This is a genomic window from Mesorhizobium sp. M0048 (assembly GCF_040323405.1).
Classification (GTDB): Bacteria; Pseudomonadota; Alphaproteobacteria; order Rhizobiales; family Rhizobiaceae; genus Mesorhizobium.
The window spans coordinates 98,174-121,405 of record NZ_JAMYUV010000012.1 but is presented as its reverse complement, the minus strand read 5'-3'; the positions used below and the strand labels follow the sequence as shown (position 1 = coordinate 121,405).

Genomic DNA, 23,232 nt, shown 5'->3' with positions numbered 1-23,232 from the left:
CCGCGCATGGTCGAACCGGTTACCGGATTCGACCAAGATACGGCCAAGCAGAAGCGCCTGTTCGGTGTCGTCGGTGATCGTTCCGGCCGGGAGCCCCTTCGACACCGGATGGTCGGCGAAAGGAGTAATGAAGCCTTCGACATGGCCGTAGAGTTCGGCAATCCGCGCCGGCGACAAAAGCTGCGTCGGCATGCCCAGCGCATCTCCCAGTGCCCCGCCGACAAGCGCTCCCATAGCCCGATCGGTCGTGTCCCGGGTGTCGTCGGGCATCTCTCAGAACCTCATATGCAGCGCAAAATGCGCCGGGTTGAGCAGGCTGGTCACATATTCGATCGGCCGGTCATCGGCCGCACGCGTCAACCGGCGACCGCGCAGGAACGGCGTGCCTTGCGGGCAGCCGAGGATTGCGGCGTCCTCAGGGTTGAGCATTTCGATCCCGACCCATTCCTCGCCATGGTCGGGAATGAGGCCGGCGCCGCGAAGCGTCTGGTGCAGGGAGCCTTCGCGCAGGCCGCGCAACGGCACGTCCTCCAGTTCGGGCGACAATGGCAGTCGGCTGCGCTCGATGGAAATAGCGTGGCCGTCGCTGGCATTGGTGCGCACCCGGTCGACAGCGATGAAAAACGGGTTTTCTATACCAAGTAGCGCGGCAAGATCAGGATCCTCGATCACCTCAAGCCGCAGGGTGCGCGTCTCGGCATTGGCGCCGGCGTTGGCGAGCGCCCGCGACCAACCGATTGAGTCATCGACGGGGTTGCCATCGAAGGTGACGAAAGAGCCGATGCCGACCTTGGTGGTGATCAGTCCGCGGCTTGACAGTTCCTCGAGGCCCTTGCGAACGGTGTTACGGCTGACGGAGAAACGCTGGACGAGCTCGTTCTCGCTTTGCAACCGGTCGCCGAAGCCCAGAACACCGGAGCGGATTTCATGTTCGAGAACAGTGGCGATCTGCTCGGGCTTGCCCGTGCCGGGAAAGAGTTGAACCGAGCGCGCTTCATTTAGATACCTGTTCAGTGAACCTGTATGATCGTGTTCATTATCCTCACGCGGTGGTCTTGTCAACGACGACTGATATCTGGCCTGCAGCCGTGAAGGACGCTTTCAAATCCCATGACTATCGACCGCACAGCGTTTCGGGTGAGGATCAGCGCCCCAATGATCGTGCCGATGTAGCCGCCGCGACCGCCGAAGATCGAGGTGCCGCCGACGATGGCGGCTGCCACCGAAGGCAGCACCAGCGGTTCGGCGAGCGACAGCGCCTGATCAGGCCGATGTAGAGCAGTGCCGGCGAGCAGGCTCGAGATGACGTTGAGCGCGGTGATCGCCTGCCAGGCGCAGACGCCGGACAGGCGTGTTGCCCGTTCGTTGTCGCCGACCGCCGCCCGCGTCGCGCCGGCCGTCGCGTCCAGTGCCTCAGGCGGCGTCGGCTTTGTTTCCGTGAATCTCGCTATGCCGCATTGCACAATCGCCTCGCCTGCGCAAAATGCGGCATGATCCGCAAATCCCTCACTGTCCTGGTGATCGATGAAAACCACATCCGCGCTTCCATAATCGAAGCGGGACTGCGGGAGGCAGGGCATCAGCAGGTCACGGTCATCCACGACGTCGCCGGCATCGCGCGGCGGATCGCCGAGATCGAACCCGACGTCATCGTCATCGATCTCGAAAATCCCAACCGTGACATGCTCGAAAACATGTTCCAGCTTTCGCGCGTGGTGAAGCGGCCGATCGCCATGTTCGTTGACCGCTCGGACCAGGCGTCGATCGAGGCAGCGGTGGAAGCCGGGGTGTCGGCCTATGTCGTCGACGGCCTGCGCCAGGAGCGGGTCAAGCCGATCCTCGACATGGCGATCAGCCGCTTCAACGCCTTCTCGCGCATGGCGCGCGAACTGGAAGAGGCCCGCAGCGAGTTGGAGAGCCGCAAGGTGATCGATCGCGCCAAGGGCATCCTGATGAAGTCGCGCGGCCTGTCGGAGGACGCGGCCTACACGCTGCTGCGCAAGACAGCCATGAACCAGAACCGCAAGATCGCCGAAATCGCGCAGAGCCTGGTGACGGCGGCAGGGCTTCTGGATCCCGAGGAGAGTTGAGAATGGCGGCCGAGCACCGGATCAATGTTGGCTTCATGCCGCTCTTCGACAGCGCCATCCTTGTCGCGGCGAAGGAAATCGGCTTCGCCCTACGTGAAGGCATCGACCTGACGCTCAACCGGGAAACGTCCTGGGCCAACATCCGCGACCGCATCGCCATCGGCCATTTCGACCTGGCGCATATGCTGGGGCCGATGCCGATCGCCTGCAATCTGGGGCTGACGCCGCTCGCCTCCGACACCGTCGTGCCGTTCTCGCTCGGCCTCGGCGGCAATTGCGTGACGGTTTCGAACGCGGTCTGGGCCGGCATGGCCGCGCACGGCGCCCGGCCCGATCTCGATCCGGCGCGGGCCGGTAAGGCGTTGCGAGCGCTGATCCGTGATCGGGCGAATGGCGGCGGCGATCCGCTGCGCTTCGCCGTCGTCCATCCGCACTCCGGGCACAACTACGAACTGCGCTACTGGCTCGCCGCCTGCGGCATCGACCCGTCGCGTGAAATCGAAATCGTCATCGTGCCGCCGCCATTCATGGCCGACGCGCTCGCCGCCGGCAGGATCGACGGTTACTGCGTCGGCGAACCCTGGAACAGCGCCGCGGTCGTCGCCGGCACCGGCCATATCGCCACGGTCAAGGCGGCCATCTGGAAGACCAGCCCGGAGAAAGTCGTCGGCGTGCGCAAGGCATGGGCCGAAAGAGAGCCTGACGCGCTTTCGGCTCTGCTGCGCGCGCTGCATCATGCGGCGCGCTGGTGCCAGGACCCGGCAAACCGTGGCGAACTCGCGGCCCTGATGGCGCAGCCGGCCTTTCTCGGCCTGGCGCCGGCGCTGCAGATGCCGATCCTCAGCGGGCATCTGGCGCTCGGCGGCGGTGCCGAACTGAGCGTCGGCGACTTCTTTCTGCCCTTCAACAAGGCGGCGAACTTCCCGTGGAAGAGCCATGCGCTGTGGTTCTACACGCAGATGGTGCGCTGGGGGCATGTCGCGCACACGCCGGAAAACCTCGCTATTGCCCGCGACTGCTATCGCCCCGATCTCTACCGCTCGGCGTTGAAGCCGCTTGGCGTGGCGCTTCCCGGTGCCAATGCCAAGGTCGAGGGCGCGCTGAAGGCCGCGACCCCAGTTGGTTCGGCGGGGGCAAGCCTGGTGCTCGGTCCCGACGGTTTCTTCGATGGCCAGATCTTCGATCCCGACGAGATCGACGCCTACATTGCCGGCCAGAAATTGGCGCGCGCTGAAGCCTGATCATTTCCGCGCCATTCTTGTGCACTGCACAAAAAATGTGCGTGCAACTGCGCTAATGAACAATCTTTGGCTTGCTCGCCCGGCGGGCCGGGGCGCCGACGATTTTGGCATGCCGTTGATCTCATTGATGTTTATCATCCATTCCGAAACTGGCACGGTTCCTGCGTTGCAATAGGCAGACTCTTCTCGGGGTCACGGAATAGGCGTCCAATGGCGGGCGCTACAGGCAAAGCTGCCGCTCAGGTCAACACGCGATCCCGGATGGACGGACGCGCGCGGCCTGGCCGGCGGCTTTTTTGTTTTGATCGAACACGCAATCGACGGCGCCGATCCCAAGCCGCGCCCAACCGGAGATGACGATGACGAAACGCATCAAGAGCCATTCCGCCCAAACGGCGATCAGCCGCCGCGATTTCCTGAGGATCAGCGCGGCCACCGCGGCAACGCTGGCCGCGGCGCGTGCGCTGCTGCCCTCCGGCGCCTATGCGGCTACCGCCGTACCGGAAGTCACAGGCGCCAAGCTCGGCTTCATCGCATTGACTGATGCAGCACCGTTGATGATCGCCAAGGAGAAAGGCCTGTTCGAGAAATTCGGCATGCCCGATGTCGAGGTGCTCAAGCAGGCTTCCTGGGGGGCGACGCGCGATAATCTGGTGCTCGGCGGCGAAGCCAACGGCATTGACGGCGCCCATATCCTGACGCCGATGCCTTATCTGATGCACACCGGCAAGGTGACGCAAAACAAGCAGCCGCTGCCGATGGCGATCGTGGCGCGCCTCAACTACGACTGCCAGGGCATTTCCGTTGCCCAGGAATATGCCGCCACCGGCGTCGCCCTCGACGCCTCCAGGCTGAAGGATGCCTTCGCCGCCAAGCAGGCCGCAGGCAAGGAGGTCAAGGCCGCCATGACCTTCCCGGGCGGCACGCACGACCTTTGGCTGCGCTACTGGCTGGCCGCCGGCGGCATCGATCCCGACAAGGACGTCTCGACCATCGTCGTGCCGCCGCCGCAGATGGTTGCCAACATGAAGGTCGGCAACATGGACGTGTTCTGTGTCGGCGAGCCGTGGAACGAGCAGCTCGTCCACCAGGGCGTCGGTTTCACCGCCGCTACCACTGGCGAGCTATGGAAGGGCCATCCGGAAAAGGCGCTCGGCCTGCGCGCCGCCTTCATCGACAAGTATCCGAACGCCACCAAGGCGATCCTGATGGCCGTCATGGAAGCCCAGCAATGGTGCGAAGCCAAGGAAAACAAGGACGAGATGGCCGCCATCATCGGCAAGCGGCAATGGATGAACGTGCCGACCGCCGACATCATCGGCCGCCTCAAGGGCGACATCAACTACGGCAATGGCCGCGTCGCCAACGGCACAGATCTCTACATGAAGTTCTGGCAGGGCGGCGTGTCCTATCCCTTCAAGAGCCACGACAGCTGGTTCCTCGCCGAAAACATCCGCTGGGGCAAGTTCGCGCCGACCACCGACATCAAGGCGCTGGTCGCCCAGGTCAATCGCGAGGATCTGTGGCGCGAAGCGGCCAAGGATCTTGGTGTCGCCGCGGCCGATATCCCGGCGTCTTCATCGCGCGGCGTCGAGACCTTCTTCGACGGCAAGGTGTTCGATCCGGAGAACCCGTCCGCCTATCTCGACAGCCTGAAGATCAAGGCATCGGCCTGAACGGTGCAAACGGCGCTCGCGCCGTTTGTCGCCGCAAGCGCAACGGCGCCGCTTGTCGCCAAATGCCAAAGGAACATTCGAGAAATGTCTATCCAAGCCATCGAGGACCGCAAGGTGAAGCCGTTCCCCGCGCCTTCCAAGCCCGCCGAAATCATCGCCTTCACCGCCAGGGCGCGGCGTCGCTTCGACCCGGCCGCAATCGCAGGCAAGCTGGCCAGCACGCTGGTGCCGCCGGTCATCGTCGTCGCCCTCATGCTCGTCGTCTGGCAGGTCGCCTGTTCGTCGCCGACGGCCAGCCTGCCGCCGCCAAGCCAGGTCTGGAACGAGGCCTATGACCTGATCGCCCATCCGTTCTTCAACAATGGCCCGCAGGACATTGGGCTCGCCTGGCGGGTGCTGATCTCGCTGCAGCGCGTCGCCATCGGCTTTGGCCTTGCGGCGGTCGTCGGCGTCGCGCTCGGCGCTCTGGTCGGCCAGTCGATCTGGGCGATGCGCGGCCTTGATCCGGTGTTCCAGATTCTGCGCACGGTACCGCCGCTCGCCTGGCTGCCGCTGTCGCTGGCGGCGTTCCGCGATTCCAGCCCGTCGGCAATCTTCGTCATCTTCATCACCTCGATCTGGCCGGTGATCATCAACACCGCCGTCGGCGTCCGCAACATTCCAGAGGACTATCGCAACGTCTCCCGCATCCTCAGGCTCAACCAGCTCGAATTCTTCGTGAAAATCATGGTGCCGGCCGCGGCACCTTACATCTTCACCGGCTTGCGCATCGGCATCGGTCTGTCCTGGCTTGCCATCGTCGCCGCCGAAATGCTGACCGGCGGCGTCGGTATCGGCTTCTTCATCTGGGATGCCTGGAATTCGTCGCGGCTGCCCGACATCATCGTCGCACTCGCCTATATCGGCGTCACCGGCTTTTGCCTCGACCGCCTGGTCGCGTCGGTCGGCGTCTTCGTCACCCGCGGCACAACGGCAAAGTGAGGAGAGGGACGATGACGGCCTATCTGAAACTCGACCATATCGATAAATCCTTCATGCGCGGCGGCCAGGTCAGCGACGTCCTGAAGGACATAAGACTGACCATCGACAAGGGCGAATTCGTCTCGATCATCGGCCATTCCGGCTGCGGCAAGTCGACCTTGCTCAATCTAATCGCCGGGCTGACCAAGGTCTCGGCCGGCGCGGTTCTGTTGGAGGACAAGGAGGTCGACAGCCCCGGTCCCGAACGCGCCGTGGTGTTCCAGAACCACAGCCTGCTGCCATGGCTCACCGTGTACGAAAACATCAACCTCGCGGTATCCAAGGTCTTCGGCGGCAAAAAGAGCCGGGCCGAACGGCATGACTGGATCATGCGCAATCTCGATCTCGTGCAGATGGCGCATGCGAAAGACAAGCGCCCAGCGGAGATTTCGGGCGGCATGAAGCAGCGCGTCGGCATTGCGCGCGCGCTCGCGATGGAGCCGAAGATTCTTTTGCTCGACGAGCCGTTCGGGGCGCTCGACGCGCTGACCCGTGCGCATCTGCAGGACGCGGTGATGGATATCCATTCGAGGCTCGGCTCGACGACGATCATGATCACTCACGATGTCGACGAGGCGGTGCTATTGTCCGACCGCATCGTCATGATGACCAACGGGCCGGCGGCCACCATCGGCGAGGTTCTTCCCGTGCCGCTGGCCCGGCCGCGTCGGCGCATCGAGCTTTCCTCCGACCGCACCTTCCTACGCTGCCGCGAGGCGGTGCTGAAATTCCTCTACGAACGCCACCGCTTCGTCGAAGCCGCGGAGTGAGGCCATAACGGGCTAACGCGTCATCATCATTGGAAATCTGCATCGGCAATGGGCAATCTACCGCATTGCACAAATATTATGCTGCTGTGCAAGGCATCTTGACTAATCTTTGATCCGCTGCCGAGCTTGGTCAAAAGTCGCGCGGCTGCGGTTCATATTGATTTCATTCGATAATTAAGAGCGCTGTCGAATTGGCACGCTTCCTGCTTTCCAAAATGTAAGGCCCGCAAGGGCCAAGTGACACGGCGTCCAATGGCGGGCGCCACAGGCAAAGCTGCCGCTCAGGTCCACACGCGCTCCCGGAATCCCGGACGCGAAGACCTGGCCGGCGGCTTTTTTGTTTTGACGCAATCGACGGCGCTGGTCCCAAGCGGCGCCAACCGGAGACGACGATGACGAAACGGATCGGAACTGGCGCGTGCCTCGCGGAATTCACGCGCCGCCATTTTTCTGGCCAGCAGCGTGCTGTTCACCGCCGCGCTCGTCCTCTTTCCCGCTGGCGCCAAGACTGACGGCAAAGGTTTCGAAGTGACCGTGCACAGCTCGGTTTCAACCAGTTCGCCGATGCCGCGCCGCTGACAGTCGCGAACGAACAGCCAAGGGCGGTGCCGCCCCCCACGCCGCAAACCGGAGCCAGAAAATGACCGCAAATCTCCCTGCCGCGCCCAGCCAGGACACTGCTCCCCGGCAGGCGCTTCTGATGTCCACCATCGCCTTCACCGTCTGCTTCGCGGTGTGGACGATCTTTTCAATCATCGGCGTGCGCATAAAGCAGGAACTGGGGCTGAACGAGACGGAGTTCGGCCTGCTCGTCGGCACGCCGATCCTCACCGGCTCGCTTGTGCGCATGGTGCTCGGTGTCTGGACCGACCGTTTTGGCGGTCGGCTGGTATACACCGCGACCATGCTTGCGGCGGCAGTCGCGACCTTCCTGCTCGCGTTTGCGCACACCTACGGGCAGATGCTGGCCGCTGCGCTAGGCGTTGGGCTCGCCGGCGGTTCCTTCGCCGTCGGTGTCGCCTATGTCTCGCGCTTCTTCCCGGCCGGCAAGCAGGGTACGGCGCTTGGCATTTTCGGTGTCGGCAATGTCGGTGCCGCGGTCACCAAGTTCCTGGCACCGTTCGTGCTTCTCTCCTGGGGCTGGCAGTCGGTCGCGCTGATCTGGGCGGCAGCACTTGTCGTCATGGCCGCCGTCTTCTGGTTCACGACCGGCGACGATCCGGTCATTCGCGAGCGCCGCGACGGCAAGGCTGCACCCGCGAGAAGCTTCTTGCAGGAATTCGCGCCGCTCAAGAACCTGCAGGTCTGGCGTTTCGCCTTGTATTATTTCTTCGCTTTCGGTGCATTCGTGGCGCTGTCGCTGTGGCTGCCCCGCTACCTGATCGGCGTCTACGGCTTCGGACTTGCGACCGCCGGCATGATCGGCGCGGCCTATTCAATTCCGGCAAGTATTTTCCGCGCCTATGGCGGCGTGCTTTCCGACCGGATCGGCGCCCGCACCGTGCTCTACTGCACCTTCGCTGTCAGTGCCGTCGCGACTCTCGTTCTGTCTCTCCCCTCGGCAGACTACGTCGTGCGCGGTATCAGCGGGCCGATCGCCTTCCATTTCGAGATCGGCCCGCTCGCCTTCATAGCCGTGGCCTGTGTGCTCGGCTTCTTCATGAGCCTTGGCAAGGCCGCCGTCTACAAGCACATCCCGGCTTATTATCCGCAGAGTGTCGGCGCGGTCGGCGGCGTTGTCGGCATGATTGGCGGGCTCGGCGGCTTTATCCTGCCAATCGCCTTCGGCGTGCTCAACGACCTCACCGGCGTCTGGTCGAGCTGCTTCATGCTGCTCTTCGTCATCGTCGCCACGTGCTTTGCCTGGATGCATTTTTCCATCCGGCGGATGGAGCGCACGGCGTCTGCCGAAGCTTCAGGCCTTTCCTACGCGGCTGAGTGAGAGCGGAGTGGATCAGGACATGACCGAAAAACTCGTCATCATCGGCAACGGCATGGCCCCCGGGCGCATGCTGGAGCATCTCCTGGAAAAGGCGCCTGGGCGCTACCAGGTCACCATCTTCAACGCCGAGCCGCGCGTGAACTACGACCGCATCATGCTGTCGCCGGTTCTGTCGGGCGAAAAGGCCTATGAGGAGATCATCATCCATGGCGACGGCTGGTACATCAAGCACGGCATCACCCTCTACAAGGGCCACAAGATCGTCGCCATCGACCGGCAGGCAAGGACCGTCACCTCCGATCATGGCGTGACCGAGCCTTATGACAAACTCGTCATCGCCACCGGCTCGGTGCCGTTTATCATTCCGGTGCCCGGCCATGACCTGCCGGGCGTGCTCACCTATCGCGATCTGGACGACGTCCGGGCCATGATGCTTGCCGCCCAGTCGCGGGCCAAGGCTGTCGTCATTGGGGGCGGCCTGCTCGGGCTCGAGGCGGCAGCGGGCTTGAACTCGCAAGGCATGGACGTCACCGTGCTGCACGTCATGCCGACGCTGATGGAGCGTCAGCTCGATCCGGCCGCAGGCTATCTCCTGCAGCGTGCCGTCGAGCAGCGCGGCATCAAGGTCATCACCAAGGCCAACACGCAGGCGATCACCGGCAACGGCAAGGTCGAGCGGGTGGAGCTTGCCGACGGCACCGTCATTCCCGCAACGCTCGTCGTCATGGCGGTGGGTATCAGGCCGAACGCGGTGCTGGCGAAGGAAGCCGGCATTGCCGTCAATCGCGGCATCGTCGTCGACGCCGGCATGCGCAGCAACGACCCGGACATCTACGCAATCGGCGAATGCGCCGAGGTCAACGGCCAGGTCTACGGGCTGGTCGCGCCGCTCTATGAGATGGCGCGCGTCGCCGCCAGCCAGCTGGCTGGTAACGAGGCGGCAGCTTTCGTCCATATGGACACGCCGACCAAGCTCAAGGTCACCGGCATCGACCTGTTCTCGCTCGGCGACTTCGCCGAGGGCGAGGACCGCCAGGAGATCGTGCTGCGCGATGCCGCCGCCGGCGTCTACAAACGCCTGGTGCTGAAGGACGACCGCATCATCGGCACCGTGCTCTACGGCGAGACGACGGACGGCGCCTGGTTCAACGATCTCAAGAAGAAGCAGACCGACATATCCGAGATGCGCGACACGCTCATTTTCGGCCAGTCTTACCAGGGAGGCGCCCCCCTGGACCCTATGGCGGCCGTTGCAGCCTTGCCGGATGATGCGGAAATCTGCGGCTGCAACGGCGTATGCAAGGGAAAGATCACCGGCGCGATCACGGCCAAGGGCTTGACCTCGCTCGACGATGTGCGCGCCCACACCAAGGCGTCGGCGTCCTGCGGTTCCTGCACCGGGCTGGTCGAAAAGCTGATGGTGCTGACCATCGGCGACAAATACAACCCCGCGGCGGTCCAGCCGATGTGCAGCTGTACCTCGCTTGGCCATGACGAGGTCCGCCGGCTGATCAAAGCCAAGGGCCTGAAGACCATTCCCGCCGTCATGCAGGAGCTGGAGTGGAAGACCTCTTGCGGCTGCGCCAAATGCCGGCCGGCGCTCAACTATTACCTCGTCTGCGACTGGCCCGACGAATACGCCGACGATTACCAGTCGCGCTTCATCAACGAGCGCGTCCACGCCAACATCCAGAAGGACGGCACCTATTCGGTAGTGCCGCGCATGTGGGGCGGCGTCACCAACGCCGCCGAATTGCGCGCCATCGCCGATGTCGTCGACAAGTTCGACATTCCGATGGTCAAGGTCACCGGCGGCCAGCGCATTGACATGCTCGGCATCCGCAAGGAAGACCTGCCGGCAGTGTGGGCCGATCTCGGTCAGGCCGGGTTCGTCTCCGGCCAGGCCTATGCCAAGGGACTGCGCACAGTGAAGACCTGCGTCGGCTCCGACTGGTGCCGCTTCGGCACGCAGGATTCGACCGGCTTGGGCATCCGTATCGAAAAATTCATGTGGGGCTCTTGGACGCCGGCCAAGGTCAAGATGGCGGTGTCGGGCTGTCCCCGAAACTGTGCCGAGGCGACCTGCAAGGATGTCGGCGTGATCTGCGTCGACAGCGGCTATGAGATCCATTTCGCCGGCGCCGCCGGCCTCGACATCAAGGGCACCGAAGTGCTTGGCCTGGTCAAGACCGAGGACGAGGCGCTGGAGCATATCGTGGCGCTGACGCAGATGTATCGCGAGCAGGGCCGCTATCTCGAGCGCATCTACAAATGGGCCAAGCGCATTGGCATCGCCGAGATCAAGCGTCAGATCATGGACGATGGCGAGAAGCGCAAGGCCTATTTCGACCGCTTCGTCTTTTCGCAGAAATTCGCGCAGGTTGACCCATGGTCGGAACGCGTTTCCGGCAAGGACAAGCATGAATTCCGGCCGCTGGCTTCGGTCGGCTTTCCGCAGGCGGCGGAGTAGGCGCGTGTCCCCGAAAAGTGGAATGCGGTTTTCGGACAAGAATACGCGCAAAAGAGGAATAGCCACATGAATTGGGTATCGATCGGCTCCCTGTCTGACATTCCGCGTCGCGGTGCGCGCTGCGTCGCAACGCCCGAAGGCAAGATCGCCGTCTTTCGTACGGCTGACGATCAGGTCTTTGCGATCGATGACCATTGCCCGCACAAAGGTGGGCCGCTCAGCCAGGGCATCGTCCATGGCACGGCGGTGACCTGTCCCTTGCACAATTGGGTGATCTCGCTGGAGACAGGCAAGGCGCTTGGCGCCGACGAGGGCGCGGTGCGCACCATCGCGGTGCGGATCGACGGTGAGCGGCTGTTCATTGCGCTGGAAGCGCTGGCCAGCCGCGCGGCGTGAACCATGCAGATTGATGAAGCGCGCGAGGTGAGGACCACCTGCCCCTATTGCGGGGTGGGCTGCGGCGTGCTGGCGAAGGTCGCCGCGGACGGTGAAATAACCGTTCGTGGCGACCCGGACCACCCGGCGAATTTCGGCCGGCTCTGCTCCAAAGGCTCAGCGCTGGCCGAGACCACCGATCTCGAAGGCAGGCTGCTTCATCCGGAGATTCACGGTCGCCGCACCGGCTGGGACGAAGCGCTCGACCTTGTCGCTTCGACCTTCTCGCAAACCATTGCCGAACACGGCCCCAACGCGGTCGCCCTCTACGTCTCCGGCCAGTTGCTGACCGAAGACTATTATGTCGCCAACAAGCTGATGAAAGGCTTCATCGGCTCGGCCAATATCGACACCAATTCGCGCCTGTGCATGGCATCGTCCGTCGCCGGCCACCGCCGCGCCTTTGGCTCGGACACCGTTCCGGGAAATTACGAGGATCTGGAACTTGCCGACCTGATCGTGCTGGTCGGCTCCAATCTCGCCTGGTGCCATCCGGTGCTCTACCAGCGCATCGCCGCGGCCCGGGAAAAGCGGCCCGAGATGAAGGTGGTGCTGATCGACCCACGCCGCACCATGACGTCAGACATCGCCGACATGCATCTGGCGATCGCGCCCGATGGCGACGTCGCTTTGTTCACCGGTCTGCTCGCCTATCTCGGCCAGCACAACGCGTTGGACCGCACCTATATCACGGCACACACGACCGGCTTCGGGCAAGCGCTTTTCGCCGCCTCGGAGCTCGACCTGGCCGGCATCGCTGCGGCCACCGGCCTTGGCGAGGATGAACTGGGCCGCTTCTACAGTCTGTTTGCCGCGACGGCGAAGACGGTGACCGTCTACAGCCAGGGCGTGAACCAGTCGTCTTCGGGCACCGACAAGGTAAACGCCATCATCAACTGCCATCTAGCCACCGGCCGCATCGGCAAGCCCGGCGCCGGGCCATTCTCGGTGACCGGCCAGCCCAACGCCATGGGCGGCCGTGAGGTCGGCGGCATGGCCAACATGCTGGCCGCCCACATGGAGATCGAAAACCCCGAGCACCGGAACCGCGTGCAGCGCTTCTGGCACGCGCCGGCTGTCGCCGAAAAACCCGGCCTGAAAGCGGTCGAGATGTTCGACGCGGTGGCCGACGGACGCATCAAGGCGCTGTGGATTATGGCGACCAACCCAGTCGATTCGATGCCGGATGCCGATGCCGTCGAAGCGGCGATCAAGGCCTGCCCGTTTGTCGTGGTGTCGGACGTGCTGGGCGAGACCGACACGGTCCGCCACGCCCATGTCCGGCTGCCGGCGGCGGCATGGGGCGAGAAGGACGGCACCGTCACCAATTCGGAACGCCGCATCTCGCGCCAGCGCGCCTTTTTGGTTACGCCCGGCGAGGCAAGAGCCGACTGGTGGATCATCGCCGAAGTGGCCAAGCGGATGGGTTTTGGCGAGGCGTTTTCGCATGTGTCGCCGGCCGACATCTTCGCCGAGCACGCGGCGTTGTCGGCATTCGAGAATGATAGTGCTCGCGATTTCGACATCGGCGCTTATGCCGATGTGGATGCAGAGACCTATGAGGAGTTGGCGCCATTCCAGTGGCCAGCGCCGAGCCAAGCCACCCCCCTCTGGCCTGCCGGCCATCTCCCCCGGAAGGGGGGAGATCGGCTATCATCACGGCCTTCGCTAATCTCCAATGCCGCAAGGGGAGAGCCGGCGCCAAAGCTGCCAATCTCCCCCCTTGCGGGGGAGATGGCCGGCAGGCCAGAGGGGGGTGCTCAGGCTGAAAGTGAAAAAGACTTGGGGGTTCAGGCAAGACGAGCCTCACTTACCACCCGCTTCTTCGCCAACGGCAGCTTCTACACGCCCGACCGCAGGGCGCGCTTCATTGCTATCCGCCCAGCCGCACAAACCCGCACCAGCCCGGACTACCCGCTAGTGCTCAACACCGGGCGCGTGCGCGACCATTGGCACACCATGACGCGGACCGGCAAGAGCCCGCGCTTGTCGCAGCACATGGCCGAACCGTTCGTCGAAATCCACCCGTCGGATGCGCAGCACTTCGGCATCGGCGATGCCGAGATCGTCCGCGTCTCGACCGCCCATGGCGAGGTGCTGGTCCGCGCCCTGGTGACGGCGCGTCAACGCCAAGGCTCTGTATTCGTACCGATGCACTGGACCGATCAGTTCTCCGCCCGCGCGCGTGTCGATGCGTTGGTCGCGCCGACGACCGATGCGATTTCAGGCCAACCGGCCTCAAAGAATGTTGCCGCTCGCATCGAGCGGTTCGCCGCCACAGCCTTCGGCTTCGCCGTGCTTGCCGAACGGCCCGCATCGATCGACGCCGATTACTGGAGCCTCGCCCGCAGCCCCGCCGGCTGGCGGCTTGAAATTGCGCTGCAGGACAGCCGCGACTGGACCGGGTTGGCCGCCGCGCTGTTAGGCATGGAAGGCGAGACGCTCGCCTATCACGACATCGCCGGCGGGCACCATCGCTTCGCCCGTTTCGCAGGCAATCGGCTGGTCGGCGCGCTCTATCTTGCGCCTACGCCGGTAGCGGTGTCGCGCGGCTGGGCGGTCGAACAACTTGGTGCTGACCATGCCGATCGGCAGGCGCGACTGGCGATTGTCGCCGGGCGCCCGGGCGGCAACGGCGTCGACCGCGGTGCCATCGTCTGCGCCTGTTTCGGGGTCGGTGCCAACCAGATCGCGGAAGCGGTACGCGGCGGCTGTACCAGCGTCGCGGCAATCGGCGCCGCCCTTCACGCCGGCACCAATTGCGGCTCTTGCCGCGCCGAGATCAAGACCATTATCGACGGGCGGCGTCTGCAAGCTGCGGAGTGATGCGCCGAGGAACTCTGCCGCGCCGCTGCATGATGCTTACTAGCAATTTACAAACCATGGGCTACCAACGTTCTGACTTCGATTCGCTCGGAACGGGAGCCTCATGAGCAAAGCCCTGACCTCATTCGCGCTTGCCGCCGTGCTGACGGCCTTGCTGATGGCGCTCAGCCTGACGGTGGCCAGGCATGGCTATCCCTATGGCGCGATCGGCGCCAAGCGCCTGAGCGACGTTGCCGATGCGGGGACGTTCATTCCGCTCGCGGCGGTCTATTTTTTCAGCGCACTCCTGATGATGGTTCTGCCGATCAGGCTCGCCGGCATCGTCCTGACACATGCCGCCGACGCGATCTTCTGGACGGTCATCGTGCTGTTTGCGATCATCGTTGGATGTCTCGCCGCGAGATTTGCTTTCGGTCAGCGCGATATGCTCCCGGCGCTGCTGAACTGGCGGTTCCTGTTTGTCGCGGCAGTCGTCGGATGCCATCTCTTCATCAACGAGCTGCGCCGCAACATCCTGTTGCGAAGCCTGTTCTTCGTCGTCTTCGCCGCAGCGACACTGGCTTGCCTGTTTTGGTCCTTCACCGTCTGAGCATGTGCGACCCGTCGGGCAGACGGCCTAATTCTTGTCGACCGGCTTCGAACGCATGCGCGAAACGGTCTCACGCTCGGCCCGCTTCGAACGCATCGGCGGCAGGCCGCGGTCGACCAGGTCCATGTCTTCCAGCACCATGTCGCCCATCCGCTTGAAAGCGATGTCGAGCGCACCGGCCCGGTGGGCGGAGCGCAGGAACCCCGGCAATGTGCGGACCGGGTGATCCTGGGCAAGCGGCTCCTCAGGAAAAACATCGCTGGCGGCGACGATATGGCCGCTGCGGACGGCGTCCATCAGTGCCGGGAAATCGACCACGCCGGCTCGGCTGAGCAGGATGAAAGCGGCTCCCTTGCGCATCCTGGCAAACGCCTCGGCGCCGAGGAAGCCCTGGTTTTCGCTAGTCACCGAAGCGACGACGAAGACGAAATCGCTGTTCGACAGAACGTCGTCGAGAGAGGCCGGCTCGACGCCGTTTTCGATCAGGATCGACGGCGGCAGCCACGGGTCGAAGACTTTTGTCCGCGTGCGAAAGCCCGACAGCAGCCGGTTGAGCGCACGGCCAAGATCGCCGAAGCCGATGATGCCGACGTCCGCGCCGGAAAGAAGCCGCGCCGTCCGGTTGCTGTCGCCGCCCCAACGCTCCTTGCTCTGTCGAAAGGCGAGGTCGGCGTCGACGATGTCACGGGCGAGGTTGAGCGCCATGGCAAGGCCGAGTTCGGCCACCGGTTCGGCAAACACCAGCCCGGTGGTGACGACATGGATGCCGCGCGAAAACAGCGTCTCGTAGGGCATGTTGTTGATGAGGTTGCTCTCGACATTGAAGATGCAGCGCAGCGCCTTCATTTTTTCCAGCGTCTCCGGCGCGATAGGTGGCTGGCCGACGATGTAGCGCGCCTCGCCAAGGATATCGGCCGGCAGCACCGCCACCGCTTCGGGCGATGTTTCGACGATGCGGTATTTCGATCGAAAGTTCGCCAGCGCAGCCGGCGTGAAGATCAGGTCGAGCGTGCGCGGTTCGGGTGCGCTGATCACCAGGGGCAAGGCGCTGTCGGACATGATACTTCACCTCCCGTGCGATCCGCGTCGCACCACACTAGAATCGTCTTTTCCCGCCCCCGACACCTATCACATGCCTGTCGAGAAGGAGAAGTTTGCCTTCTTCGGCCTTGCGGTGCGGCGGTCGGTGGTCCAGATAGACGGCGATCGAAGGACGACAAGGAAGACAGCGACATGATCCCGTTTCGAAAGAACCTCATCGATGGCGAGTGGGTAGGCGATGCCGGCTCCCGCAACATCAACCCGTCCAATCTCGACGACGTGGTCGGCGAATATGCATCGGGAGGCGCGGAGCACGCTCGGCAGGCCATCGCGGCGGCGAAAGCGGCTTTTCCGGCATGGTCTCGATCGGGCCTGCTGGCCCGCCATGCGGTGTTGAGGAAAACGTCGGACGAGATCACCGCGCGGAAAGATGAAATCGGCCGGGCGTTGGCGCGCGAGGAAGGCAAGACGCTGGTCGAGGGCATCGGCGAGACCGTGCGGGCCGCCCAGATATTCGATTTTTTCGCCGGCGAGGCGTTGCGCCTGTCGGGCGAGCTGGTGCCGAGCGTGCGGCCCGGCGTCGGCGTCGAGATCACCCGCGAAGCAGTCGGCGTCGTCGGCATCATCACGCCGTGGAATTTCCCGATCGCCATTCCGGCTTGGAAAATCGCTCCGGCGCTGGCCTACGGCAACACCGTCGTCTTCAAGCCGGCGGAACTCGTTCCGGAGAGCGCCTGGACTATTGTCGACATCCTGCACCGCGCCGGGCTGCCCAAGGGTGTGCTCAATCTGGTCATGGGCAAAGGTTCGGTGGTCGGCCAGGCCATGCTCGACAGTCCTGACCTCAACGCGATCACCTTCACCGGATCGGTCGGCACCGGCAAACGCGTCGCCGCCGCCAGTGTCGAGCACATGCGCAAGTTCCAGCTCGAAATGGGCGGCAAGAACCCGCTTGTAGTGCTCGACGATGCCGACCTTGCCGTCGCCGTCGACTGCGCTATCAACGGTGCCTACTTCTCGACCGGCCAGCGCTGCACGGCGTCGTCCCGGCTGGTGGTGACGGACGGCATCCACGACCGCTTCGTCGAGGCGCTCAAGGACCGCATGGCCAAGCTAGTCGTCGGCGACGCTCTCGACGCCAAGACCCAGATCGGGCCGGTTGTCGACCAGAGCCAGCTCAAACAGGACGAAGACTATATCGCCATCGGCCGTCAGGAAGGTGCGGACCTTGCCTTCGGTGGCGAGCGGCTCGATCGTGAAACCCGCGGCTTCTATTTGCAGCCGGCGCTGTTCACCGAAACCACCAACGCCATGCGCATCTCGCGCGAGGAGATTTTCGGACCGGTCGCCAACGTCATCCGCGTCAAGGATTATGACGAGGCGCTGGCGGTGGCCAACGACACGCCGTTCGGGCTGACGTCCGGTATCTGCACCTCGAGCCTCAAGCATGCCACGCACTTCAAGCGCAATTCGGAAGCCGGCATGGTCATGGTCAACCTGCCGACGGCCGGCGTCGACTTCCACGTGCCTTTCGGCGGACGCAAGGGATCGAGCTACGGCCCGCGCGAGCAGGGCCGCTATGCCGCAGAGTTCTACACCACGGTGAAGACCGCTTACACGTTTGCCGGCTAAGAAAAGGCGGCAGACCAGCCAGGCAGGCGAGCAAATCGATGACATCTGAGAATACGGCCCTGACCTGGCTCAATCCGCCGCCGCACCACGCCTTCGGCAACAATACGGTGCATGTACGGACCGGCAAGGAGACCGACTTCTGGCGCGAGACATTCTACGGCTTCTGGCGCGACAATGGCCATTTCCTCTATCGTGAGGTCGAGGGCGATTTCAGCGCCGAAGTCACGGTCAAGGGGCACTATGAGGTGCTTTACGATCAGGCCGGGCTTATGGTCCGCCTGAGCGAGACGCACTGGATAAAGGCCGGCATCGAATACACCGACGGGCTGACGTATTTTTCCGTCGTCGTCACCAACGATGCCTCCGACTGGTCGCTGGCCAGCATTCCAGCCGACCCCGACGGGGTCAGGATCCGCCTGACCCGCCATGCCGAGACGATCCGCGTCCAGTATCTGGACGCGTCCGACAAGCACTGGAAACCGGTGCGGCTTGCCTATTTCCCGCCGTCGAAAACGGTCGATGTCGGCATGATGTGCTGTTCGCCGCAGCGCGAGGGTTTCGAAGTGACATTCAGCGATTTTTCGATCGGCCCGCCGATCTCGCGGGAGCTTCACGACTGAGGCGCCGCGATGCCGTCGGGCGGTTTGCGTCGGGCCGGCCTCAGTAGGTCGCCCGGCCGCCGGAGACGTCGAAGACGGCAGCCGTCGTGAACGAGCATTCCTCGGAGGCGATCCAGCAAATCAGCGCCGCCACCTCCCCGACCTCGCCGAAGCGCGCCATCGGTATTTTGGACAGCATGAAGTCGATGTGCTGCTGGCTCATCTGCTGGAAGATCGCGGTGCGCACAGCCGCCGGCGTGACGCAGTTCACCGTCACCTTGGTCTTGGCCAGTTCCTTGCCGAGCGATTTGGTCATCCCGATCACCGCCGCCTTGGAGGTGCTGTAGGCCGAGGCGTTCGGGTTACCTTCCTTGCCGGCAATCGAGGCGATGTTGACGATCCTGCCGTAATTGCGTTCGAGCATATGCGGGACCAGCGCCTTGTTGCAGAAGAAGACGCCGTTGATATTGATGTCGATGACCCGGCGCCAATCCTCTACGGAATACTCCCAGGTCGTCATGTTAGGCCCGGTGATGGCAGCACTGGTGACAAGGATGTCGACCGCGCCCAGCGCTTCGATAGTCTCTCCTGCGGCGGCTTCGATCGCTATGGGGTCGGCGACGTCGAGGGTGACGCTGTGCAGGCCTGTAACAATGGCCTTGGCCTGTTCGATCTGAGCGGCATCGCGATCCCAGACCGAAACACGTCCGCCTTCGTCAGTGATCCTTTGCGCGACGGCCAAGCCGATGCCTGAGGCGCCGCCGGTGATAACAGCGGATCGTCCGGCAAATCGTCCCGCGAAACTCATCGGCATGTCGTCTTCCTCCCAATCGGCGGCGAATGTGAAGTCAACGGCGGACAAGTTCAAGCACGGACTCGCAGCCTCAGAACAGCTTGTGATGGGCCAGCACCGGGCAATTGGACGGCACTGCCTCCTGGCCAAATCGTCCCGTCCGGTATTGCGAGAACTGCAGGAACGACGCGCCCAGTTGGCATTCGGGTGACAGGCGGCGCCGGATGCGTTATATTGCACTGCACAATGCGAGCACCTGCAGGCGAGGCTCCCATCGATCCGATGAATCGGCCCATGAAATAGGGCCATGAATCGGCATTGAGCTGCAAGGACGGAAAACCGATACCGAGATGAAGATTCCAAAATCTCTGTTGATCGATCCGGACAAGAACACGGTCTATGGCAGCTTTGCCGTTGCCGTCTCGATCTGGGCGTTCTCCTACTCGACCATTTTCGGCCAGGCCATGATCCTGGCCTACTATGCAGTCTGGCTGCCGCTCATCCTGGTCGACTACCGCAAGATATTAAGGCACGCTTCCAGCGCCTGGCTTCCGCTGGCCTTTGCAACCTATGTCTGCTTCTCGGTGTTCTGGTCGGCAGCTCCCGGCACCACGGCAAGGACGGCCGTCCAATATTGTTCCCATATCGCCTGCGCCTACATTGCCGCACGCACCGTCAGCGTCCGGACCTTGACCATAGGCGCCCTGATCGGGATTTTCATCGTCCTGCTCTACTCGCTCAAGGTCGCGAGTTATTCCTACGACGTTCTCGATGGGACGTACAATTTCGTCGGCGCGTTCAGCTCCAAGAACCAGATCGGCTTTGTCGCATCGCTTGGCATTTATTTCTGCGTTGTCTACCTCGCCTTTCTCAGGCGGGGCCGGACAAGCTTTTTGTTGATCGTACCGATTGTCCTTCTATCAGGCTATCTACTGGTCGTGTCGCATTCGGCCACTTCGATGGCATCGACCCCGGCGGTTCTCGCTCTGGTCGCCCTGCTTTCCATCGGCAAGGTGCTTTCGCTCCGCCATCGCCGGGTGATTTTCATGATCGGTGCGGGCGGGCTGGTCGCCTGCACCGTGATTGCGCTGAATCTCGGGCTGATGGACTTTGTCCTTGGCCTTTTCGGCAAGGATTCGACGCTCACCGGACGAACCTACCTCTGGCAGCAGGGCTGGAATGCCGCGCAGCAATCGCCCATGCTCGGCGTCGGCTACGCCGCCTATTGGGTGCAGGGCTTCTCCGAGGCCGAGCGGCTGTGGAACGAATTCTACATCGCCGCGCGAAGCGGCTTCCACTTCCACAACACCTACATCGAGACCTTGGTGGAACTCGGCTTCGTCGGCGCGACACTGCTTTCGCTGATTATCCTGCGCACGCTCTGGGGTCACGTCTCGGCGCTGATATTCAGGACATGGCAAGCCGACTCCGTGATTCTTGCCGGCGTCATGGTGCTTCTGTTCATCCGATCCTTCGTCGAGGTCGAGACCCTCAATCCCTACATCATGGGATCGTTCCTGCTGTACTATAGCTACTTCAAGCTGGTGAGGGTGCCGGCCGTCGCTGCTTCCCGGTGGAACGCCGTGAATCATCTGGAGGAACCGGACGCCGTGCGAGGTTAGAGCGGGCGGATCCCAAACAGCAAAAACCCCGCAGACCGCTGCCCACGGGGTTGGTGCTTCGCTCCGGTGGAAAGAAGCTACTGGATGGCCAGGGGCGCCGGTTTGACCTTGATCACGTCCCCTGGCAGCACCGGCGTGTCTTCATCGGCGGTGATTTCGCTGGTCTTGCCGTCGACCACCCGCACCAGGGAAAAAGACAAGGCCGCTGGTTCGTTGTTGCCATAGAATTGCGGCATAGGGCTGCCCGACAAGGCTTCGGACATCAGGGCCTTTTCCATGTTCAGCTTCAGCGTCACCTCGTTGAGATCGGCTTCCGTCTGTTGCCGGTCGGTCGCGAGGCTGGAGTTCTGAGTGTTCTCGAGATCGATGGCGTCCTGGGTGGCCTTGCTGATCGACTGCTTGGCCGTGAGAATCGCCGTTTCGTAATCCAGGATCTGGCCCTCAAGGTCGGCGATGGTTTGCTGCGAGTTCAAAACCCGCGTGTTGACGACCAGGCCCTTTTGCGCCAGCGAGCCGATGCCGTTGAGCTGCTCCTTCGCCAGATCAACCTGCTTCTGCTGGTTGACGATCTTTTTCTGCAGCGAATCGATCTCGCTCTGCAGCAGCGCCTTCAAATCGTCGAGCGCCTGCAAGCGCAGCTTGAGTTTCTTCTGGTCGGCTGCCAGGATCGCCGTCTCATCGGCAACGATGCTGGGCAGCTTCGGATCGTCGGCCACCTCTTTCGGCACCGCGAATGTCGGCTTGTCCGCCAGTTCCGCTTCGATGCGGGCGCGCTTGACGGTCAGCCTGACCAATTGGTCTTGTAGTACGTCGAAATTGCCCTTGGCATTGATCAGGTCGCGATCGTAGCGCTGTCCGCTCTCCGGGGTCCGCCGGGCTCCGCCGGCAATGCTCATCGCTTTCAGCACGGTCAACCCAGGCACACAAGGATACTGGCCAGGCGCTTGCACCTCGCCGGAGATGTAGAATGGCCGGTACTGCGCCATTTCGACGGAAGCCTCCGGCCTGTCGGCCAGAGCGAGCTTGCGCTGCAGCGCCTCGCCGAGCGATGCGGCGATCTCCGAAGTCGTCTTGCCGGATGCGGGCATCTCGCCGACGAAGGGAACCGACAAGGTTCCAGCGGGCCCGACCGTGTATTCTCCATTGATGGCCGACCAGTCGCGGAACGTGCCTTCGACGGTCTGCCATTCCGCCACGCGGATGGTCAGCTTGTCCTGTGCTCCAAGCCGATAGTCGTCGGCGAAGGCAAACTGTGGCAGGGCTAGCGACAGCGTCAGGCCGGTCGCCACTGTAAGGCAAGTCGTCAAAAGTCGTACTCGCCGCATGCGTCTGGAGAGAATGCCGGTGCAAAAAATATCGATTATATCTGCTTTCAACTGAGCGTTTCCGATCTGGTTTGCCCCGCCCGATGAACTGCCGATGCCTGAGTTAGGGGCCTGAGTTTCGGGCCCGAATTCTGGACAGCTGCTCCTCGATGTACGGCCAGCAAGCGGCCGTCAGTAGCAGCCTCGCGACATCCAGACCGCAGGTACGGTCTTGATGATGATGCGAATGTCTTCGAACATCGACCAGTTCTCGACATAGTGCCTGTCGAACGCGACGCGGCTGTCGTAGGAAACGTCGTTGCGTCCGCTGACCTGCCATAGCCCGGTCAGGCCGGGGCGCGATTTCAGGTAATAGACGGCCGAATTGCCATAAATCTCCAGCTCGTCGCGCACCACGGGACGAGGCCCGACCAGGCTCATATCCCCCTGCAGGATGTTGATGATCTGCGGCAACTCATCGAGGCTGAGCTTCCTCAGCACCGCTCCGACGCGGGTGATCCGCGGGTCGTTCTTCAGCTTGCGGGTCGCGATCCATTCGGCGCTGGCCTCCGGATTCGCGGCGAGATAGGCAGCAAGCACCCGCTCGCCGTCTGGAACCATGGTGCGGAACTTGAGGCACGGAAAAATCCGTCCTCCGCGGCCGATCCGGCTATGACCATAGAAAATCGGCCCGCCATCGGAAAACTTGACAAGCAGCGCTATCATCACGAACAGCGGGCTGAGAGCGACCAGGCCGATCAGCGAACCGGCAATATCGAAGCTGCGTTTGAGCAGGCCGCCGATCGGTGGCGGAAAATCGACACCGGCCTGCGAAAAATCCGCATCGGCCGGCTTGGCTACGTCCCTCATGCGTAAACTCCATACGTTGAACGGATGGTTTACCGCACGATACCAAAAAAATGCTGCAGCGCAACACACAATTTCCCAGACGGCTGTAATAGTCGCGTCATGAACTGACTAAATAATAAACTCGTCCTGCACAAAATTTCGCCTTTATGTCGCAAAAGAGACGGATTATGGGCAATTTTGGAAAAGCTAGTCCAATTTTGAGGCTGATTTTAGGCGAATCGCTCATTATACCCTGTTGTGGAGCTTTGTCGTCATTTAGAATTTCGAAATAACGACTGATGTTGTGATAAAATACTAGTCGATATCATAAAT

21 protein-coding genes and 1 pseudogene are annotated in these 23,232 nt (G+C 62.8%); 13 read left to right on the top strand and 9 right to left on the bottom strand.

Translation table 11 applies throughout. The annotated features are described in order from the left end of the window. The 3 genes and pseudogenes from NKJ84_RS14520 to NKJ84_RS14510 form a co-directional block, all read right to left on the bottom strand. Positions 1-270: ADP-ribosylglycohydrolase family protein (locus tag NKJ84_RS14520; protein WP_352506995.1), on the bottom strand; the 270-nt coding region annotated here is incomplete at its 3' end. A 3-nt stretch (positions 271-273) separates the two neighbouring features. Then, positions 274-1,014 (bottom strand): GntR family transcriptional regulator, encoded by a 741-nt coding sequence (locus NKJ84_RS14515; RefSeq protein WP_352507007.1) that lies wholly within the window; start codon positions 1,012-1,014, stop codon positions 274-276. A 122-nt stretch (positions 1,015-1,136) separates the two neighbouring features. After that, positions 1,137-1,379, bottom strand: a pseudogene (locus NKJ84_RS14510) (ABC transporter permease); the annotation flags it as partial. Positions 1,380-1,490: 111 nt separating this feature from the next. Here NKJ84_RS14510 and NKJ84_RS14505 point away from each other — a divergent pair. Then, on the top strand, positions 1,491-2,090 hold the full coding sequence (locus NKJ84_RS14505; protein WP_023676288.1) for an ANTAR domain-containing response regulator: 600 nt from the start codon (positions 1,491-1,493) through the stop codon (positions 2,088-2,090). A 2-nt stretch (positions 2,091-2,092) separates the two neighbouring features. Beyond that, the gene (locus tag NKJ84_RS14500) at positions 2,093-3,331 is read left to right on the top strand and encodes a CmpA/NrtA family ABC transporter substrate-binding protein (protein ID WP_352506994.1); all 1,239 of its coding nucleotides are present in this window, start codon (positions 2,093-2,095) and stop codon (positions 3,329-3,331) included. A gap of 244 nt (positions 3,332-3,575) precedes the next feature. Here NKJ84_RS14500 and NKJ84_RS14495 read toward each other — a convergent pair whose 3' ends face one another. Further along, complete coding sequence (locus NKJ84_RS14495; RefSeq protein WP_280952097.1) at positions 3,576-3,704, bottom strand: hypothetical protein; 129 nt, start codon at positions 3,702-3,704, stop codon at positions 3,576-3,578. Between NKJ84_RS14495 and NKJ84_RS14490 the strand changes: the two genes are divergently transcribed. The 3 genes from NKJ84_RS14490 (at position 3,691) to NKJ84_RS14480 (ending at position 6,797) form a co-directional block, all read left to right on the top strand. After that, complete coding sequence (locus NKJ84_RS14490; RefSeq protein WP_352506993.1) at positions 3,691-5,007, top strand: CmpA/NrtA family ABC transporter substrate-binding protein; 1,317 nt, start codon at positions 3,691-3,693, stop codon at positions 5,005-5,007. The genes NKJ84_RS14495 and NKJ84_RS14490 overlap by 14 nt on opposite strands. An 84-nt stretch (positions 5,008-5,091) precedes the next feature. After that, positions 5,092-5,988 carry a nitrate ABC transporter permease gene (ntrB, locus tag NKJ84_RS14485; protein WP_352506992.1) on the top strand — a complete coding sequence of 299 codons (897 nt, stop codon included), beginning with the start codon at positions 5,092-5,094 and terminating at the stop codon, positions 5,986-5,988. A gap of 11 nt (positions 5,989-5,999) precedes the next feature. After that, entirely contained in the window at positions 6,000-6,797 is a 798-nt protein-coding gene (locus NKJ84_RS14480) for an ABC transporter ATP-binding protein (RefSeq protein WP_352479817.1), read from the top strand. Between the two features lie 281 nt (positions 6,798-7,078). Here NKJ84_RS14480 and NKJ84_RS14475 read toward each other — a convergent pair whose 3' ends face one another. After that, the gene (locus tag NKJ84_RS14475; protein ID WP_352506991.1) at positions 7,079-7,270 is read right to left on the bottom strand and encodes a hypothetical protein; all 192 of its coding nucleotides are present in this window, start codon (positions 7,268-7,270) and stop codon (positions 7,079-7,081) included. Positions 7,271-7,437: 167 nt separating this feature from the next. On the opposite strand from NKJ84_RS14475, the gene NKJ84_RS14470 reads away from it, so the two are divergent. The 5 genes from NKJ84_RS14470 (at position 7,438) to NKJ84_RS14450 (ending at position 15,059) form a co-directional block, all read left to right on the top strand. Next, positions 7,438-8,739 carry an MFS transporter gene (locus NKJ84_RS14470; RefSeq protein ID WP_352506990.1) on the top strand — a complete coding sequence of 434 codons (1,302 nt, stop codon included), beginning with the start codon at positions 7,438-7,440 and terminating at the stop codon, positions 8,737-8,739. A 19-nt stretch (positions 8,740-8,758) separates the two neighbouring features. Then, positions 8,759-11,209 carry a nitrite reductase large subunit NirB gene (gene nirB / locus NKJ84_RS14465; protein ID WP_352506989.1) on the top strand — a complete coding sequence of 817 codons (2,451 nt, stop codon included), beginning with the start codon at positions 8,759-8,761 and terminating at the stop codon, positions 11,207-11,209. 66 nt (positions 11,210-11,275) lie between these two features. Beyond that, a complete protein-coding gene (gene nirD, locus NKJ84_RS14460; RefSeq protein WP_254816082.1) occupies positions 11,276-11,605 on the top strand; it encodes a nitrite reductase small subunit NirD in 330 nt (109 codons plus the stop codon). Between the two features lie 3 nt (positions 11,606-11,608). Next, positions 11,609-14,470, top strand: a complete 2,862-nt coding sequence (locus tag NKJ84_RS14455) for a nitrate reductase (RefSeq protein ID WP_352506988.1) — start codon at positions 11,609-11,611, stop codon at positions 14,468-14,470. Between the two features lie 103 nt (positions 14,471-14,573). Further along, positions 14,574-15,059, top strand: coding sequence for a hypothetical protein (locus tag NKJ84_RS14450; protein ID WP_352506987.1), 486 nt, complete (start codon positions 14,574-14,576; stop codon positions 15,057-15,059). A gap of 27 nt (positions 15,060-15,086) precedes the next feature. Here NKJ84_RS14450 and NKJ84_RS14445 read toward each other — a convergent pair whose 3' ends face one another. Next, a complete protein-coding gene (locus NKJ84_RS14445; protein ID WP_352506986.1) occupies positions 15,087-16,118 on the bottom strand; it encodes a hydroxyacid dehydrogenase in 1,032 nt (343 codons plus the stop codon). Positions 16,119-16,295: 177 nt separating this feature from the next. Between NKJ84_RS14445 and NKJ84_RS14440 the strand changes: the two genes are divergently transcribed. Both NKJ84_RS14440 and NKJ84_RS14435 read left to right on the top strand, forming a co-directional pair. Continuing rightward, entirely contained in the window at positions 16,296-17,732 is a 1,437-nt protein-coding gene (locus NKJ84_RS14440; RefSeq protein ID WP_352507006.1) for an aldehyde dehydrogenase family protein, read from the top strand. Positions 17,733-17,770: 38 nt separating this feature from the next. Beyond that, positions 17,771-18,352 (top strand): DUF1349 domain-containing protein, encoded by a 582-nt coding sequence (locus NKJ84_RS14435; protein ID WP_352506985.1) that lies wholly within the window; start codon positions 17,771-17,773, stop codon positions 18,350-18,352. A gap of 40 nt (positions 18,353-18,392) precedes the next feature. Here NKJ84_RS14435 and NKJ84_RS14430 read toward each other — a convergent pair whose 3' ends face one another. Beyond that, positions 18,393-19,145 carry an SDR family NAD(P)-dependent oxidoreductase gene (locus NKJ84_RS14430; protein WP_352506984.1) on the bottom strand — a complete coding sequence of 251 codons (753 nt, stop codon included), beginning with the start codon at positions 19,143-19,145 and terminating at the stop codon, positions 18,393-18,395. 329 nt (positions 19,146-19,474) lie between these two features. Between NKJ84_RS14430 and NKJ84_RS14425 the strand changes: the two genes are divergently transcribed. Beyond that, positions 19,475-20,746: an O-antigen ligase family protein gene (locus NKJ84_RS14425; RefSeq protein WP_352506983.1), complete on the top strand. Its 1,272-nt coding sequence runs from the start codon at positions 19,475-19,477 to the stop codon at positions 20,744-20,746. A gap of 77 nt (positions 20,747-20,823) precedes the next feature. On the opposite strand, the gene NKJ84_RS14420 is transcribed toward NKJ84_RS14425, so the two are convergent. Continuing rightward, a complete protein-coding gene (locus NKJ84_RS14420; RefSeq protein WP_254816387.1) occupies positions 20,824-22,071 on the bottom strand; it encodes a polysaccharide biosynthesis/export family protein in 1,248 nt (415 codons plus the stop codon). Between the two features lie 171 nt (positions 22,072-22,242). After that, complete coding sequence (locus tag NKJ84_RS14415) at positions 22,243-22,920, bottom strand: sugar transferase (protein WP_352479827.1); 678 nt, start codon at positions 22,918-22,920, stop codon at positions 22,243-22,245. Positions 22,921-23,232 lie beyond the last annotated feature (312 nt).

Bases quoted from the DNA above. Each gene is read 5' to 3' on its own strand.
- NKJ84_RS14430 (WP_352506984.1), bottom strand. From the start codon at position 19,145: ATGCCGATGAGTTTCGCGGGACGATTTGCCGGACGATCCGCTGTTATC.
- NKJ84_RS14445 (WP_352506986.1), bottom strand. From the start codon at position 16,118: ATGTCCGACAGCGCCTTGCCCCTGGTGATCAGCGCACCCGAACCGCGC.
- ntrB (WP_352506992.1), top strand. From the start codon at position 5,092: ATGTCTATCCAAGCCATCGAGGACCGCAAGGTGAAGCCGTTCCCCGCG.
- NKJ84_RS14415 (WP_352479827.1), bottom strand. From the start codon at position 22,920: ATGAGGGACGTAGCCAAGCCGGCCGATGCGGATTTTTCGCAGGCCGGT.
- NKJ84_RS14495 (WP_280952097.1), bottom strand. From the start codon at position 3,704: ATGCGTTTCGTCATCGTCATCTCCGGTTGGGCGCGGCTTGGGATCGGC.
- NKJ84_RS14450 (WP_352506987.1), top strand. From the start codon at position 14,574: ATGAGCAAAGCCCTGACCTCATTCGCGCTTGCCGCCGTGCTGACGGCC.
- NKJ84_RS14435 (WP_352506985.1), top strand. From the start codon at position 17,771: ATGACATCTGAGAATACGGCCCTGACCTGGCTCAATCCGCCGCCGCAC.
- NKJ84_RS14505 (WP_023676288.1), top strand. From the start codon at position 1,491: ATGATCCGCAAATCCCTCACTGTCCTGGTGATCGATGAAAACCACATC.
- nirB (WP_352506989.1), top strand. From the start codon at position 8,759: ATGACCGAAAAACTCGTCATCATCGGCAACGGCATGGCCCCCGGGCGC.
- NKJ84_RS14500 (WP_352506994.1), top strand. From the start codon at position 2,093: ATGGCGGCCGAGCACCGGATCAATGTTGGCTTCATGCCGCTCTTCGAC.
- nirD (WP_254816082.1), top strand. From the start codon at position 11,276: ATGAATTGGGTATCGATCGGCTCCCTGTCTGACATTCCGCGTCGCGGT.
- NKJ84_RS14420 (WP_254816387.1), bottom strand. From the start codon at position 22,071: ATGCGGCGAGTACGACTTTTGACGACTTGCCTTACAGTGGCGACCGGC.
- NKJ84_RS14455 (WP_352506988.1), top strand. From the start codon at position 11,609: ATGCAGATTGATGAAGCGCGCGAGGTGAGGACCACCTGCCCCTATTGC.
- NKJ84_RS14480 (WP_352479817.1), top strand. From the start codon at position 6,000: ATGACGGCCTATCTGAAACTCGACCATATCGATAAATCCTTCATGCGC.
- NKJ84_RS14470 (WP_352506990.1), top strand. From the start codon at position 7,438: ATGACCGCAAATCTCCCTGCCGCGCCCAGCCAGGACACTGCTCCCCGG.
- NKJ84_RS14425 (WP_352506983.1), top strand. From the start codon at position 19,475: ATGAAGATTCCAAAATCTCTGTTGATCGATCCGGACAAGAACACGGTC.
- NKJ84_RS14490 (WP_352506993.1), top strand. From the start codon at position 3,691: ATGACGAAACGCATCAAGAGCCATTCCGCCCAAACGGCGATCAGCCGC.